11 protein-coding genes are annotated in these 16,295 nt (G+C 60.8%); 2 read left to right on the top strand and 9 right to left on the bottom strand.

Annotated elements, in window-relative coordinates; all coding sequences use genetic code 11:
* The first annotated feature begins 20 nt into the window (after positions 1-20).
* Together JQR87_RS13555 and JQR87_RS13560 are read left to right on the top strand one after the other, a co-directional pair.
* Positions 21-3,293 carry an SNF2-related protein gene (locus tag JQR87_RS13555; RefSeq protein WP_407297700.1) on the top strand — a complete coding sequence of 1,091 codons (3,273 nt, stop codon included), beginning with the start codon at positions 21-23 and terminating at the stop codon, positions 3,291-3,293.
* Between the two features lie 9 nt (positions 3,294-3,302).
* Positions 3,303-3,788 carry a GNAT family N-acetyltransferase gene (locus JQR87_RS13560; protein ID WP_407296253.1) on the top strand — a complete coding sequence of 162 codons (486 nt, stop codon included), beginning with the start codon at positions 3,303-3,305 and terminating at the stop codon, positions 3,786-3,788.
* A 58-nt stretch (positions 3,789-3,846) separates the two neighbouring features.
* Here the strand turns inward: JQR87_RS13560 and wrbA are convergent, their stop codons facing one another.
* The 9 genes from wrbA to JQR87_RS13605 all read right to left on the bottom strand — a co-directional run bounded on the left by wrbA (position 3,847) and on the right by JQR87_RS13605 (position 16,259).
* On the bottom strand, positions 3,847-4,446 hold the full coding sequence (gene wrbA / locus JQR87_RS13565) for an NAD(P)H:quinone oxidoreductase (protein WP_407296250.1): 600 nt from the start codon (positions 4,444-4,446) through the stop codon (positions 3,847-3,849).
* Between the two features lie 54 nt (positions 4,447-4,500).
* Positions 4,501-5,199 carry a pirin family protein gene (locus tag JQR87_RS13570; protein ID WP_407296247.1) on the bottom strand — a complete coding sequence of 233 codons (699 nt, stop codon included), beginning with the start codon at positions 5,197-5,199 and terminating at the stop codon, positions 4,501-4,503.
* Between the two features lie 139 nt (positions 5,200-5,338).
* Positions 5,339-6,214: an alpha/beta fold hydrolase gene (locus JQR87_RS13575; RefSeq protein WP_407296244.1), complete on the bottom strand. Its 876-nt coding sequence runs from the start codon at positions 6,212-6,214 to the stop codon at positions 5,339-5,341.
* A 78-nt stretch (positions 6,215-6,292) separates the two neighbouring features.
* Positions 6,293-7,003, bottom strand: coding sequence for an LrgB family protein (locus JQR87_RS13580; RefSeq protein ID WP_407296242.1), 711 nt, complete (start codon positions 7,001-7,003; stop codon positions 6,293-6,295).
* The gene (locus JQR87_RS13585) at positions 7,000-7,365 is read right to left on the bottom strand and encodes a CidA/LrgA family protein (protein WP_407296239.1); all 366 of its coding nucleotides are present in this window, start codon (positions 7,363-7,365) and stop codon (positions 7,000-7,002) included. Before JQR87_RS13585 ends, JQR87_RS13580 begins: the two co-directional genes overlap by 4 nt.
* A gap of 189 nt (positions 7,366-7,554) precedes the next feature.
* Complete coding sequence (locus JQR87_RS13590; protein ID WP_407297698.1) at positions 7,555-8,334, bottom strand: PhzF family phenazine biosynthesis protein; 780 nt, start codon at positions 8,332-8,334, stop codon at positions 7,555-7,557.
* Between the two features lie 150 nt (positions 8,335-8,484).
* Positions 8,485-11,610: a transglycosylase domain-containing protein gene (locus tag JQR87_RS13595; protein ID WP_407296237.1), complete on the bottom strand. Its 3,126-nt coding sequence runs from the start codon at positions 11,608-11,610 to the stop codon at positions 8,485-8,487.
* Between the two features lie 471 nt (positions 11,611-12,081).
* A complete protein-coding gene (locus tag JQR87_RS13600; protein WP_407296235.1) occupies positions 12,082-15,156 on the bottom strand; it encodes an efflux RND transporter permease subunit in 3,075 nt (1,024 codons plus the stop codon).
* A gap of 5 nt (positions 15,157-15,161) precedes the next feature.
* Positions 15,162-16,259, bottom strand: a complete 1,098-nt coding sequence (locus JQR87_RS13605) for an efflux RND transporter periplasmic adaptor subunit (protein ID WP_407296233.1) — start codon at positions 16,257-16,259, stop codon at positions 15,162-15,164.
* Positions 16,260-16,295 lie beyond the last annotated feature (36 nt).

Raw genomic sequence — 16,295 nt, forward strand, 5'->3', positions numbered from 1 at the left:
GCTTGCCACTCGACCCGCCGATGCAGGGTGACTTCCTACCCAATCTGCCTGACGCCTGGCGATTGCCGTTTTCAGATAACGCAATCGCCAGGGGCCAGCAGTACGCAACGGAAAACCGCGTCAGGATTGTGCGGGAGGACTCGCGGTACGTCGAAGCGACGTGTCGTGGTTCAGCCGGCAGCGTCTATCATCAGTCACTTGAGCTGTCCCGTGATGGCAGACTCAGCTGCATCTGCAGCTGTCCGGTCGGTCGGAACTGCAAACATTGCGTTGCCCTGATTGCAACGCTTGAAACGCAGCCCGCCAGGCAGAGCGAACACGTCGGAGAACGCTTCCCTGATCGGCTGGAGCAATGGCTATCGCAGCTCCCGCAAGCGTTGGGTGACGGCCTGCAATCGGGCAAAGGCTGGTGCCTGCATTATCTTCTGCGTCCCGACTTCTCTATTGAGGTCTACAAGGTGCGTCAACATAAGGACGGCGCCTGGGGCGATCGGCAGCCCTATTACGGTCTGCGTGAAGCCGGCTTCCGCCAGCCGACTTTCATGCAACCGCTGGATCTGCGTATTGCTGCACTGGCAACGCTGGGCCGTACGGCAGGCAACGGTTTTAGCCTTCATGGCGAGAACGGCGGTGAAATCCTGCGCCTGGTTGTCGAGACCGGCCGCACCTTTCTCGGCTGGGATCAACCGGCCCTGCAACCCGGCCGATCACGACAGGCGCGTTTCAACTGGAACGAGAAACCCGATGGCGATTTCCAGCCTGACTTGGACATGACTGAAGCCCAGGGCGAGCTGATCACCGCTGTGGACCCGCTGTATTACATCGACAGAACCCGTAATGAAGTAGGCATCGTCGATCACGGTCTGCCTATGTCACTGGCCCGGCATTTGCTCGACGCGCCCTCGGTTCCGTCCGCCCAGGCAGCCCTTTTCAGCCTGACGCTGCACGAAATCGCCCCGCAGTTGCCAGCACCTGGCAAACCCGAAGAACATCAGATCGATGACATGCCTCCGCTGCCCTACCTGAGCCTTGGGAGCCACCAGTCGGTCAACTATCAAGCCAGCAGCGGCCGCATGGTCAGCGAGCACCAGCATCGTGCGGGGCTGAGTTTCCTCTACGGCAAAACCAAGGTTCACGGCAAAGCCAAGCCCGGCCAGCGTGTTCGGCAGACCGAGGGCGCCCGGGTGCTGAGCATCGCCCGCCAGCCAGACGTGGAACAGACGCTGCGTCAGCAGCTACAGCGGCTGGGTTTCCGCCCAGCGCTGCGCCAGAGTCAGGCACTCCCCAAGGATTCGGCAGAGATGTTCGAGCTGCAGAGCGAGGCGGCCTGGCTGAATTTCACTCAAACCCAGCTCTCCCCGCTGCGTGAGCAAGGCTGGCAGGTCGTCATGCAGCCCGGCTTTGCCTATGACGTGACACCGATCGATGCCTGGTACGTCGAGGTCGACGAACCGCCCGAGCACAGCTGGTTCGACCTTGAACTTGGCATTGTCGTCGAAGGTGAGCAGATCAGCCTGTTGCCGGTCCTGCTCGGGCTGATCAGACGCAACCCGGCGTTGCTTTCAGCGCATGCGTTGGCGCAACGCGGCGACGACGAAAATCTTCGGGTGCAACTTGACCGACGTCGTGAAGGTGATGAGCAGCCTTTGCAAGTGCTGCTGCCATTCGGTCGTTTGAAGCCCATTCTCGCAACCCTTTCGGAGCTTTATCTGCAAGAGCAGCCGCAGGGTGAAAACTTGCGGCTGGAGCGGTCCGATGCGGCCCGACTGGCAGGACTGGATGCGCTCCCTTTGCATTGGAACGGCGGTGAGCACGTGCGAAATTTCGCCCGGCGACTGCGGGATTTCCACAAAGCAGACATCAGCCCGCCGCAGGATCTGAACGCAACATTGCGCCCCTATCAGCTGGACGGCCTGCGCTGGATGCAAACGCTACGGACGCTTGAGGTTGGCGGCATCCTTGGCGACGACATGGGCCTGGGCAAAACGCTGCAGACTCTTGCTCACCTGTTACTGGAGAAGCAAGCAGGTAAGCTCGACCGCCCTTCCCTTGTCGTGATGCCCACCACGCTCATTCCCAATTGGCAGGACGAAGCAGCCCGCTTTGCGCCATCGCTGAAAGTGGCGACCCTGCACGGGACGACGCGTCGACAGCTTTATCAGCACCTGACCGACTACGACCTCCTGCTTACTACCTATGCACTGCTGCCCAGAGATATCGACCTGCTAGCAGAAGTCCCGCTGCATGTGCTGGTGCTCGACGAAGCCCAGAACATCAAGAATGCCAGTAGCAAGGCGGCGCAAGCGGCTGGACGCCTGGATGCGCGCCAGCGCCTCTGCCTTACAGGCACGCCGTTGGAAAATCATCTGGGCGAACTCTGGTCCCTGTTTCAATTTCTGATGCCGGGCTGGCTGGGCGATATCAAGCAATTCAACCGGAACTACCGCACCCCAATCGAGAAGCACGGTGACGCTGACAGGCTGGAGCACCTTACCAAACGGACAAGACCCTTTCTGCTCAGGCGCCGCAAGGAACAGGTTGCCCAGGACCTGCCGCCAAAGAACGAGATACTGCACTGGGTCGAACTCAGCCCGGCCCAGCGCGACCTGTACGAAACCGTGCGACTGGCCATGGATAGCAAGGTCCGCGAAGAGATCCACCGCAAAGGCCTAGCGAGCAGCCAGATCGTCATCCTCGATGCGCTGCTCAAACTGCGTCAGGTGTGCTGCGATCTCCGCCTGGTCAAGGGCAACGGCCCCAGGCCAGTCCGTGGCGGTACGTCCGGTAAACTCGACAGCCTGATGGAGATGCTTACTGAACTGATCGCCGAAGGCCGGCGAATCCTGCTGTTTTCTCAGTTCACCTCCATGCTCTCGTTGATTGAAGAAGAGCTGCAGAGCCGGACCATCGATTACGTTCAGATCACTGGCGACACCAAGGATCGGCGCACACCTGTCAAGCGATTCCAGAACGGGGACGTCCCGCTGTTTCTGATCAGCCTGAAGGCAGGAGGCACCGGACTGAACCTGACCGCGGCCGACACCGTGATCCACTACGACCCCTGGTGGAATCCGGCGGCGGAAAATCAGGCCACTGACCGCGCGCACCGTATCGGGCAGGACAAGCCAGTTTTCGTCTATAAATTGATTGCCCGGGCCACCGTCGAAGAAAAGATCCAACAGCTGCAGCAGCGCAAAGCCGAGCTGGCTTCTGGCGTGCTGGATGCCGGTGAGCAAGGCAGTTGGCAACTGGAACAGACTGATATCGAGGCGCTGTTCGCGCCGTTGCCCTAGGAGGTTGGAATGCGCCGACTGGTTACCCCTGAGGACTTCGATCGCGTCTACGACATCTATATGCACGAGACGGTGGTCCCTTTTCTCGGCTTCGATCCGATGCCGCGCGAGCGTTTCAGCAAGGTATTCGACCCTCTGTTCGAGAGCGGCTGCTTCTACGTATACGAAGTCGATGGCGTGGTGGTGGGCTTTTACAAGGCACAGCGGCATCTTGGTCGCGCTGCCCATGTGGTCTACATGGGAACGTTGGCCGTGGCGCCAGAAGCTCAGGGCCGAGGCATCGCCGTGGACATGATGCGGGATGCGATTTCACGGCTGTGGCGAGCGGGCATCACCCGTGTCGAACTGACGGTTGAAGCGGACAATCACCGCGCAATCGCATTTTACGAACGCCTGGGCTTTGTCCACGAAGGTACGCAGCGAGCGGCTTACAAACGCGCCAGCGATAGCGTCTATGTCGACGAACTGATGTACGGATTGCTGCGAAACGACTGACTGCGCTGGGTTACCCGGGTGCCGGGCGAAACAAGCCGCCCGGCACCATGGCAGCCGATCAGCCTTTCAGCTTGATCGTGGTCTGAGCGACCAGCTCGCCCTGATAGCGTGCGATGGCCAGTTCCTTGTTGGATGGCTGGCGCGAGCCATCACCGCCAGCGATGGTCGAGGCGCCGTATGGCGTACCGCCGTTCACTTGCGAAATATCGAAGAACTCGCCGATGCCATAGCCGGTCGGCACGATAATCATCCCGTGGTGCGCCAGGGTGGTCCAGGTTGAGGTAATGGTCATTTCCTGCCCGCCGCCAGTACCGGTGGAAGTGAACACGCTGGCGACCTTGCCATGCAGAGCGCCCTTGGCCCAGAGCCCGCCGGTCTGATCGAGGAAGGTACGCATTTGCCCGGACATGTTCCCGAAGCGAGTCGGCGTGCCAACGATGATTGCGTCGTAATCAGCCAGCTCGGATGGGCTGGCTACTGGCGCCTGCTGATCGACCTTGCCGCCAGCATTCTTGAAGGCCTCTTCCGGCATGGTTTCCGGCACGCGCTTGACGGTGACTTCAGCACCTTCGACACGACGCGCACCTTCAGCCACAGCGTTGGCCATGGTTTCGATGTGGCCATACATTGAGTGGTACAGCACGAGAATCTTCGCCATTTTCTGTTCCTCTTCCTGGGTTGTGTTCCGGTTTGGGCGCTGTCGTCGATACGCTTAGCGCGCATCGACCAGCACGATTTCGCTGTCTTCCAAAGCCTTGATACTCAGCCGCGTCTCGTCACGCACAGCGACACCATCACCCGCCGCAACGATTCGCTCACCGATTTCAATGCGCCCGGTGGCAGGCACCATGTAGATCTTCCGGTCCGGGCCAATCTCGTATTCGGCAACCTGGCCGGCAGGAAGTGTCGCGGCAACCAGGCGGGCATCGGCTCGTATGGGCAAGGCGTCGCGGTCGTCGGCCATACCACTGGCCAAGGTGACGAACTTGCCGGCGCGTTCGCCTACCGGAAAAGGCCGAGTGCCCCAGGCAGGCGGCAAGCCGGACTGGTCCGGGTAGATCCAGATCTGGAAGATCTCAGTGGTCTCGTCTTCCTGGTTGAATTCACTGTGGGCGATACCGGTACCTGCGCTCATGACCTGAATGTCACCGGCCACGGTCCGGCCGCGGTTGCCGAGGCTGTCCTCGTGAGTGATCGCACCCTTGCGGACATAGGTGATGATTTCCATGTCGCGGTGCGGATGGGTCGGGAAGCCGGTATGCGGTGCGATGCGGTCGTCATTCCAGACCCGTAAATGGCCCCAGTGCATGCGTGCCGGGTCATGGTAGTCGGCGAACGAGAAATGATGGCGCGTATCCAGCCATCCGTGATGAGCACCGCCAAGGTCCGCGCGAGGGCGAATATCGATCATTACAGAAGCCTCAAAGTCTGGCCGGCTCGACGAGCAGCGTGAGCGGCACGATAGCGTCATCCTCTATCGGATGAGCGAGCGCATGGTTGGATTTTTCCGCACAAACCAATCGTAAAAATCGATACGTCGACGAGACAGGTTAGCCAAGGAAAGCCAACACCTCTTCCAAAACCAACTCGGGCACCTCTTCAGGCAGATAATGCCCAGCCGGTAGCGCCTTGCCCCGCACATCCTGCGCAACCGCACGCCACTCCATCATCGGGTCAAAGCATCGCTCGATAATCCCATGGACTCCCCAGAGAACCAGCAATGGCGCCTGTATCATTCGACCAGCATCGCGATCGGCGCGGTCGTGTTCAAGGTCGATACCAGCGCTTGCCCGATAGTCCTCGCAGAACGCGCGGATGGTTCCCGGCAGCTTCATGCAACGCAGGTACTCAGCGTAGGCCGCATCAGTGAACGGATGCACGTGATCGGCACGGGTCGCCACGGCGCTTCGCAGGAACAGTTCAGGGTTCGCCTCGAGCAGGGTTTCCGGAAGCGGCGCCGGGCGGATCAGAAAGAACCAGTGCCAATAGGCTCGGGCGAAGGTTTCGTCGGTCTGGCTGTACATGGCCAGGGTCGGCGCGATGTCCAGCAGAATGATCCTTCGTACCGCCTCAGGATGATCCATCGCCAGCCGATGGCTGACTCGCGCGCCACGGTCGTGGGCAAGAATGTCAAAGTGACCGAAGCCCAGCGAGCGCATCAGTTCGACCTGGTCCCGCGCCATCTCGCGTTTGCTGTAGGCGATGTGGTCCGCGCCACCGTCAGGCTTGCTGCTATCGCCGTAACCGCGCAGGTCGGCTGCCACAACGGTGAAGCGTTCGGCCAGTTGATCGGCAATTTTGTGCCAGATCACATGAGTTTGCGGGTAGCCGTGCAGCAGGAGCAAAGGCGGGCCGGAGCCGCCCTTCCGATAGTTGATCCGAACGCCGTTGACGTCGCACTCGTTACGCTGAAACTGCTCGAACATGGAATCGCTCCTGAGATGGCCCCCTAAGCCTAGGCGTACCCGGAACAATCGCAACAGATTCGAGACAGCAAGGTAGCGTTACCCCAGTGCCAGCGGCAGAAACAGCGCGATCAGGATGCCCAGCAGACTCATGCCCAGCGCTGAAAAAGCACCGCACTCGCCGCCCTCCTCCAGCGCCCGCGCCGTGCCGATGGCATGTGCATTGATGCCGTAGCTCAAGCCTCGTGCGGCCGGGTGATCAACACCGGCCCAGCCCAGCAACAATGGGCCCAGCGCTGTGCCGATTACGCCCGTGAGCATGACGAAGACTGCCGCCAGCGACGCGATTCCGCCTATTTGCTCGGCCACCAGCATGGCAATTGGCATGGTTGCAGCCTTTGGTGACAAGCTCATCAATACGGAAAGATCCGCGCCCAATGCACCGGCGATGGTCAGGGTCAAAACGATGCCCAACACGCCACCGCTTACCAGCGTAATGAGGATCGGCCAGAACAGCTGCTGAATGCGGCGGATATGGCGATACAACGGCACTGCCAACGCGACCGTCGCAGGGCCGACCAGGACAGCGATCATCGATGCATCGGCGCGGTAGCTCGCATAGTCGATACCGCACAAGTAAAGCGTGCCGACAACCAGCAGCATGCCGACCATGACCGGTTGTAGCACTAGCCAGCCGCTGCGCCGATAAAGCCCCAACGCCAGCTGAAACGCAATCAAGGTCAGCCCTACGGAAAACAGCGGATGATCCAGGGTCATGGACCACACGCTGCGCCAGTCGATGCCGCTCATGCCTGATCCTCCTGCTGCCGTTCCATTCTTCTGATCAGCTTCTGCATCAACCAACCGCAAAACGGCACGGTTACGACCAGCGACAGCACCAGCCCTGCCGCGATGGCAGGCAGGTCGGCGAGCAAGGCGTCACTGCTTGTCATGATCCCCGCCGCCGGTACGATGAGCAGCAACGGCAGGTACTGCAACAGAAGTGCTGATGTTTTCTCAAGGGGTTCAGGAATGCTTCGACGCAGCAGTAGCAAAGCAAACAGCACTACCATGCCGATGATCGGGCCCGGCAGCGCGGGCAGAAGCGAGAGGTGAATGATGCTGCCCAGCAATTGCAGCACGACGAGCCAAGTCAGCCCTTTGAGAATCATAACGGTCCTTTAAAAACGCCAGAGCGGAACGGGGATGATGCCGATATCGGTGGCGAACGGCACGCCTTCTAGCCGAAACGAACTCAATGACCTGCCTCACCGCAGCGAGACTGGAGAGACCGGCTTTGGATCGCTGCGTTAGTCGTTCGAAGTTCTCAACCGGCGCGAATGGCCGCCCGACAAGCGCAACTAAACCTCGATCGTGCCCTGGAGATACAGAACTGCATGTCCGGCCACAAACACCCGTTCGCCTTCGACCCGGCAATACAACAAGCCGCTGCGGCGCGAAGCCTGCAGCGCCACTAGCTGCGATTTTCCCAGCCGCTCACCCCAGTACGGGGCCAGCCCGGCGTGGATGGAGCCGGTCACCGGATCTTCGTCCCCGCCATTGGCCGGCCAGAAATAGCGCGAGACGAAATCCTGCTCTCGCCCCGGCGCTGTGGCCACGATATCCAATGGCGCCAGCGCTTTGAGCAGGGCGAGGTCAGGCGACAATCGCCGGACCTGATCTTCATCTTCATACACGGCAAACCAGGCTTGACGGTTTCGCAGCACCGTTTGGGGCAGCGTTCGCAGACCATTGAAAAGCTCAACCGGCGGATTCTCAACGACTTCCGGAGCACGATTGGGGAAGCTCATCTCCAGCAAGCCATCGTCCATCTGGGCGACGCTGATATCGCCTACCGCAGCCGCACGAAAGGTCAGCGGAGCCGTCGCCAGGTTCTGTCCCAACAGTACAAAAGCACTCGCCAGCGTGGCGTGCCCGCAGAAGTCGATTTCGGTGAGCGGCGAAAACCAGCGAATGAGAAACGCACCGTCAGGGTCACGCACGAGAAACGCCGTTTCCGATAGGTTGTTTTCAAACGCAATAGCCTGCATTTGTGCGTCGCTCAGCCATTGCTCCAGCGGCACGACCGCAGCCGAGTTGCCTTTGAACAGTTCAGTGGTAAAGGCATCGACCTGATAGATCGGCAGTTTCATCATCTCCCCCGCCTCTTATGCAGCCGTCGTTGGCTTGCGAAAGGGAAGAGTGTCGCCGACTGTAGGCCGATCGGCAAAGGTCATCTGTGATGAGAAGCCAAAGCGGTCAGGTGATCCCAACCGCTCGACCCGCCATCTTCAGGCCTTTTTCTCGGTGCTCGCCGTCAGCGTTGGCTTCAGGGGTTCGCCGACCGGCTGGCATTGCGTCTGCGCGCCGGGCTGCAGGTACGGATGCAGTATCGGCGCCATTCCCTTGAGCACCTGTACCGGTAGTGCGGAGGTAAAGCGGAAGCTGTCCGCACCGCGGCCCGGTACGTAGGCAGTCAGCGTGCCGAAGTGATTCGGCCCGAGATAAAACACGAAGGTCGCGGTACGGTTCAGCGCCAGCGAGCTGATCAGGCGCCCGCCGGAACCTACGGTCTGGATCCGGTTGTCCCCCGTCCCGGTCTTTCCACCGACACGCAGTGCTTCACCGTCTGCCTGCATGAAGCTGCCGCGCAGGCGCCGCGCAGTGCCGCCTTCGACCACACTGGCGAGCGCTTCGCGCAGGGCCGTCGCGACCTCGCTGGGCAGCACCCGCACCCCGACATCCGGCTTGATGCCGAGGTGGGTTTCATACGGTGTGTCGCTGGCGAAATGCAGGCTGTCGATGCGTACACTGGGCAGCCGCACACCATCATTGACGATGATGCCCATCAACTCGGCCAAGGCTGCCGGGCGGTCGCCGGAGCTACCCAGAGCCGTTGCCAGCGAGGGCACCAAATGGTCGAACGGGTAGCCCAATCGCTGCCAACGACGGTGGATATCCGTGAACGCCTCCACCTCCAGCATGATGCGGATACGGCTGTCACGCGCGCTCTTGTGACGACTGCGGAACAACCAGCCGTACACCTCCTGGCGCTCGGCAGTACTGGCCGCGATTACCTCGGTAATGCCAGCTTCCGGATGCTTGATCAAATAGCCCAGCAGCCAGAGATCCAGCGGGTGTACACGGGCAATGTAGCCCTGATCCGGCAAGCTATAGGCCCCCGGCGCATAGCGTTCGTATAGCGAGTCGACTGCCTTTTCGGTGAGCTCCGCAGCTGGCAGGCGCGCCTTGAGAAACCGTTCGAACGTCGCGCGGTCCGCCTCGGGCATGAGGTAGCGGTGTACTGCAGCCAGTCTCGAGGGCGTGGCGCGCATACCATCTAGCAGTGCTTCGATGCGTTGGTCTGCGCTCTTGTCGCGGTACTTGCGCCAGAAGCGCTGCAGGAACACCGAGCCCTCGCGATCGGCAAAACGCTGCAGATACGTTCGGCGCTCTGGGTTGTCATCGCTTTTGAGCAGCTCGGCGCCATTGGATGTCTGGTAAGTGCTGTAACTCACCAGATCGCGCATGAGCCGAACAAACGGAAGGTTGATGGACTCCTGGAGCGCTTCACGCATCGTCGGCAGACGGCCATCATCCTCGTGACGGAAGTTGCCGAACCGGTGCATGCCGGCACCGGTGAAAAAGCGCTCGGTCGGGCTGGCTGAGTAGCGCCGCTCCAGCGCCGCATCAAGCATCGCCGGCAGGTTGCGATCCTCATGCTGGATAAGATAAGCCAGAGCCCAGCGGGTCAGCGGGTCCACCGCCTCAGCCTTGCGCAAGCTGGCGACATCGCTCTTCGCGTAACGCTCGTGCAGCTCGGCGATGACCTCCAGGTAGGTTGCCAGCACTCGCAGCTTCGCTGTCGAGCCCAGCTCCAGCTTGCTGCCCTCGTTTATATCGAACGGCTGGTTGGTGTTGTCGGTCTGCACCCGCACACGGAAGCCCTGCTCGCCGCGCTCGAACAGCGTGAAGCTGTAACGCACGTCACCGGTACGCTCAGGAGACAGCATACGCTCGCCAAACAGGCCAACCTCACCCGCAAACGACGGATCGGCCAAACGGTGCAGGTACTCGTTGATCTGTCTCTGGAGTTCACCATGCAGCGGCGTGGTCGCGGCGAGATCCAAACGATCCAGTTCGTACAGCGAAACACCCAGCAGATTGCTCAAGCGCATCCGCGCGGCCGTGATGCCCTTGCTCGACGGCACTTCACGAATGCCCGACTCAAGGCGCAGGTCGCGGAACACGACCTTCTGCTGCAACGCGGCATTACGCAGCCGTGTGTCGATTACGCCGCCGTTGGCCAGCAGGCGGATATGGCTGTCGGTGAGCTCCGCCATGTCGTCCCGTCCTGCGCCCAGATAGTAAGAAGGACGGCGTTGGGCAATCAGTAATGACAGCACCTGACGCAACGCCAGCCCCTTCTCCTCATAGCTGGCGTCCGCATTGCGGCGCGAGTCAAGCAACCTGTTCACCTCGGCAAAATGAGCGCCGAACCAGAGGCGCAAACCATCAGCGATGCCGTGCACTTCGCCGTGCCCGTACGCGGCGGAGAGCGGGACACTGTTCAGGTAGTCACGCACAATGCGTTGCCGGGTGGCCATGGTCTGCTGGCCTTCACGATAGGTCCGCACACTGGCCGATATCATTTGCCGAATTTTCTCTTCGGCATCACCGGTGCGGCCTTCAGGCGAATGGCGGTACTTTTCGACCTGCGTGGCCAGGGTACTGCCGCCCGCGGCTTGAACCGGAAGCCCCAGCTTCTTCTCCACCTGACTGACCGCTGCCATAGTGAAGCGCGGCCAGTCCACGGCAGGGTTTGCGCGCGGGCGTTCAGGATTGAGCAGCCCGCGGTCTTCGATGAACAGCAGGCTCATGGCCACCAATGGCGGCACATCCTCGAAGGTTTCGTAATACTGGTGCGGATAGCTATTGGCGTAGAGCGGCTCGCCTCGGCAGTCGTCGATCGTCAGCCCAGCCTGCGACTTTTCCGGATAGGGCACGAAGAAACCGTTGTCGGCGTAACGTTGCAGCGCAGGCGAAAACCGCACCTGCTGCTGAATGTCGAAGCCTCGCTGGGTCAACCGCTCGAGAAAGGTCGGCATTTCTGCATAGCCCAGTCGACGGTCGAATGGACCAGCAGCGGGAAATTGAATGGCCGAGCTGGCGCCGGCCTCCAGCTGGTAGTCAAGCTTGTCGGCGTAGCGGCTTAACCAAAGCGCTTGCAGCTTGGACGTCTGCATCTCGTGCCAGGCGGCATAGCCGCCACCGGCCAAGAGCGAAACGCCCAGCAAAAAGCTCATGCGGCGCGCCAAACGACGGCCGTCACTGTGTTGTTTCACGGGTTTCTTGGGTGCTGGCATGCGTTTGCCTTTACCCGTCCGGGATGAGTCGGACCGCCATACTGCGCCCATTTTTTCCGGCCTGGCTTCCTAGAGAATTACAGGCTTAAGCTTAGCTTGGAGCGCATCGATCAGAGAGACCAAGTAGACGAACGGAGACGGCCAGCAGCCTCATCGGGAAACGATAACGGAGCGCCTTTTCGTGCAACACCATCACCCCGACCGCAGCCAGGCTCGGCTGGGATAGCGTCGCCTAAAGGCCGCACGTCGGCCGCTAGCGTCAGCTCGTCGCCTTAGTCAGCTTTTCCATGGCCTGAATCGAAGCGACGCCTCTCGTCCAGCGTCAGAATCACCCAAGGCGCGCCTCATCCTGGCTGCTCGACCGCGGCTAACCGTTCGTCGCCGAGCAGTCTCAGCCGCTGTCAACGCCGGTGCCTGCGGCTTGAAGCGAAAGCACCATGGCGCATTCAAGGCTCAACATGGCGCAGCTGGCCAAGGCTTCGACGGAAGCACTGCTGCGGGCAACCGGTTCGCCAGTTCTAATCAGCGCTGAGGGGTTTCCTTCACCCGGAACCAGGCTGCATAAAGCGCTGGCAGGAACAGCAATGTCAGCGCCGTCGCAACGATTAATCCGCCCATGATGGCGACTGCCATCGGCCCGAAGAACACGCTACGGGACAGCGGAATCATTGCCAGTACGGAGGCCAGCGCAGTAAGCACGATGGGCCGGAATCGCCGAACCGTGGCATCGATGATTGCGTTGAAGCGGTCCTGCCCCGCACCAATATCCTGCTCGATCTGATCCACAAGAATCACCGAGTTGCGCATGATCATGCCGGACAGCGCGATGGTGCCAAGCATTGCCACGAAGCCGAACGGTTTGCCAAACAGCAGCAAAAACAGCGCAACACCTATCAACCCGAGCGGCGCGGTGAGGAACACCATGGCCGAGCGCGAAAAGCTCTTGAGCTGAAGCATCAGCAAACTCACCACGACGATCACAAACAGCGGCATACCAGCGTTCACCGAAGCCTGGCCGCGGCTGGAGTCTTCCACCGTCCCGCCGACCTCCAGCAGATAACCGCTGGGGAGCGCTGCGCGTACCTCACTCAGAGTGGGTTCAATCTGCTGCACCAGCGAAGCCGGCTGCTGATCCCCATAGATGTCGGCGCGAACCGTCACGGTCGGCAAGCGATCGCGATGCCAGATCACACCTTCTTCGAAGCCGTATTCCAGCGTTGCGACCTGCGACAGGGGCACGCTGCGACCGCTGGCCGTCGGTATGGCAAGGCTGGGGAGCATGGACAATGATTCACGCTCGCGAGCTGTGCCGCGAATCAGGATCTCGATCAGCTCATTGTCTTCGCGGAACTGGCTCACCGTGGTGCCGGTGAAGGTGCGTTTGAGGAAATTCGATAGCTCGACCGTGCTTACGCCCAGGGCGCGAGCACGATCCTGATCCACGTTCAGCCAGACCACCTTGCTCGGCTCCTGCCAGTCGAGGTGAACGTTGGCGACGTAGGGGTTCTCACGCACCTTGGCTGCCGCCTGACGGGCCAGATTGCGCACGACGTCAATGTGCTCCCCAGTGACCCGGAACTGCACCGGGTAACCCACGGGAGGGCCATTCTCCAATCGGCTCACGCGGCCGCGAAGGGTCGGGAAGTCGTCTCGCAGTCGCTCGATCAGCCACTTGCGCAAGGCTTCGCGCTGCTCGATGCTCTCCGCCAACACGACGATCTGTGCAAAGCTGGTCGCCGGCAATTGTTGATCCAGCGGCAAGTAAAAGCGCGGTGAGCCGTTGCCCACATAGGCGACGTAATTGTCGATGCCGGCGCGATCCTTGAGCATTTCCTCGAGGCGGTGGACCTCGGCTTCGGTGGCCTTGAGGGATGCGCCCTCGGCCAGCTTCAGATCGACCATCAGCTCCAGTCGACTCGAGGCCGGGAAGAACTGCTGCGGAACGATCCGGAACAGCCCGATTGCGCCAACGAACAATAGCAGTGTCAGCACGATGACCGTCTTGCGGCGGTGTACACAGAAGTGGATGACCCGACGCACGCGCTGGTAGAACGGCGTCGAATACGGATCATGGCCCTGCTCGCCTCCGCCGTGTTTCTGCGCATGACGCTTGGCAAGATCGGGCAGCAGCTTCTCTCCCAGCAGCGGCACGAACATGACGGCAGCGATCCAGGACGCGATCAAGGCAATGGTCACCACCTGGAAGATCGAACGAGTGTACTCACCCGTACTGGACTGCGCGGTAGCGATTGGCAGGAAACCCGCCGCGGTGATCAGTGTACCGGTGAGCATGGGAAACGCCGTGCTGGTCCAGGCGTAACTCGCAGCCTTTAGCCGGTCGAAGCCCTGCTCCATCTTGATCGCCATCATCTCAACAGCAATGATCGCGTCGTCTACCATCAGCCCCAGGGCCAGCACCAGCGCGCCCAGAGAAATCTTATGCAGGCCGATGTCCAGATAATTCATGGCAGCAAAGGTCATTGCCAGCACCAGCGGGATCGACAGTGCCACCACGAGCCCCGTACGCACGCCCAGCGAGAAGAAACTCACCAGCAGCACGATTACCAGCGCCTCGATCAGCACTTGCACGAATTCGCCAACGCCCGTTTTCACTGCCGCCGGCTGGTCGGACACCTTGCGTAATTCCATGCCAGCCGGCAGCTCCTGTTGCAAGCGGGCAAATTCAGTTTGCAGCGCTTCGCCCAGCACCAGGATGTCACCGCCCTCCTTCATGGACACGGCGAGCCCGATGGCGGGCTCGCCCATGAAGCGCATGCGCGGCGCTGGCGGGTCGTTGAAGCCGCGATAGACTTCCGCTACATCACCGATGCGGAAGGTGCTGCCGGCCACCCTGATCGGGAAGTCGCGAATCTCTTTTACCGTATCGAAACTACCGGTCACGCGCAGTTGCACGCGGTCACTGAGCGTTTCGACGAACCCCGCCGACATCACCGTGTTCTGCGCTTCGAGCGCTTGCTTCACGACCTCCAAAGGCACGCCCAGGTTGGCCAGCTTGACGTTCGATAGCTCGATCCAGATTTTCTCGTCCTGCAGACCGATCAGTTCGACCTTGCCCACGTTGGCAACACGCTGCAGCTGCAACTGGATGCGGTCGGCATAATCCTTGAGCACGGCATAATCGAAACCTTTGCCAGTCAGCGCATAGATGTTGCCGAACGTGGTGCCGAACTCATCGTTGAAAAATGGCCCCTGCACGCCAGCAGGCAGCGTGTGGCGGATGTCGCCGATCTTTTTGCGTATCTGATACCAGAGGTCTGGGATCTGATCGGAGTGCAACGAATCGCGCGCCATGAATGTCACATTCGACTCGCCCGGCCGCGAGAAAGAGACGATGCGCTCGTACTCGCCCGTCTCCATCAGCTTCTTTTCAATACGCTCGGTGACCTGGCGTGAAACCTCTTCAGCCGTAGCACCAGGCCATTGCGTCTGGATCACCATGGCCTTGAAGGTAAAAGGTGGGTCTTCGCTCTGGCCGAGCTTGCTGTAAGACAGCGCCCCGACGACAGCCAATAACAGCATCAAATAAACTACGATCTGGCGGTTACTGAGCGCCCAGGCAGAAAGGTTGAAGCGCATGATTTTTACTCCTGCGCTGTCAGCACGACCGGACGGTTGTCGCGGTCGACTGCCTTCACCGACTGATTCTCGTGAAGCAACTGGACGCCCGCCAGCACGATCCAGTCGTCCGGGCTGAGCCCATCGAGCACTGGAACCAGGGACTCTCCATAAGCACCGGTGCGCACGGACACACGTTCTAGTGTCCCGTCGGCCTTCACTCGCCAGACAAAGGCCTTGCCCTGCTCGGCCGTAACGGCGGACAGCGGCACGGCAAGCGGTACGTCGCCGCTGTTGCGGATAGAGACCAGTGCGCTCTGCCCCAGCTCGGCAGGTACATCGGCATCATCGAACGCGACACGCGCCGAATAGGTACGCGACTGCTGGTCGGCGGCCGGCGACAGCTCGCGTATATGTCCCGGATACTGCTTACCGGGATGCGACCAGATTTCCACCGAGACCTTTTGCCCCACCGCATAGCGATCCAGTGCCTGCTCCGGCAGATTGATTGCTACCTCGCGCTCACCATCGGCCGCAAGCACGAACGCGGTCTGCCCTGCCGCAACCACTTGGCCGACTTCGACCCGGCGCTGGGCGATCACACCATCACGGGTCGCTCGCAATACGGCGTAACCGACCTGGTTACGCGCCACATCGAACTCCGCTCGGGTTTGTTGCAGGCGGGCCTGCGCAGCACGAAAGGCATTCTCAGACGAGTCGAACTGTGAACGGCTGACCAGCTGGCGATCCATGAGCGTTCTGTAGCGCTCGTGCTCGGCACGCGCTACACGCAGGTTGGCTTCAGCGGCCGCAACCTGGGCGCGGATGCCTTCCAGCTGGAGCTTCACATCCTGTGGATCAAGGCTCGCCAGTGGTTGATCCTTGCTTACGCGCTCTCCGGCTTCCACAAGACGCTCGGTGACTGTACCCCCTATACGGAACGCCAACTCAGGCTCGTAGCGTGCGTGCACCTCGCCCGGATAACTTTCGAACGTGTCACCTGCCGGTTGCGGCTGCACCACCATCACAGGTCGCGTCGAAAGCTGTTCAGGCTCGCCGTTACCGCAACCGGCCAGCAAGGCGAAACCAAAGACACCGAGGAAGTGAAAGGCATGTCGGAACACGTTGGGGCTCTCTCTGTCGCAAAGCGGGTTCTAATA

Source organism: Stutzerimonas stutzeri, from assembly GCF_051028275.1.
Classification (GTDB): Bacteria; Pseudomonadota; Gammaproteobacteria; order Pseudomonadales; family Pseudomonadaceae; genus Stutzerimonas; species Stutzerimonas stutzeri_AS.